Source organism: Pauljensenia sp. UMB3104 (genome assembly GCF_030217285.1).
In the GTDB taxonomy this organism is placed as follows: Bacteria; Actinomycetota; Actinomycetes; order Actinomycetales; family Actinomycetaceae; genus Pauljensenia.
On the sequence record NZ_JASONN010000660.1, the window covers coordinates 1 to 230 of the forward strand.

At 60.4% G+C, this 230-nt stretch carries 1 protein-coding gene; it reads left to right on the forward strand.

Annotated features, from left to right (window positions below):
* Nucleotides 1-230: DNA translocase FtsK (locus tag QP415_RS13185; RefSeq protein WP_285100373.1), on the forward strand; the 230-nt coding region annotated here is incomplete at both ends.

The following is a 230-nucleotide window of genomic DNA, read 5'->3' on the forward strand; positions in this document are numbered from 1 at the left end:
CTCAAACGCGGAGCGGTGCATCCTGAACGCACCGAAGCTAATGATCGCGTGGTCGCTGCACTGACCCAGGTGTTCACTGATTTCGGGGTGGACGCGCAGGTGGTTGGCTTTTCGCGCGGACCGACGGTCACCCAGTACGAAGTTGAATTGGGGCCGGGCGTCAAGGTCGAGCGCATCACCCAGCTCTCGAAGAATATTGCCTACGCGGTGGCGAGTGCCGATGTGCGTAT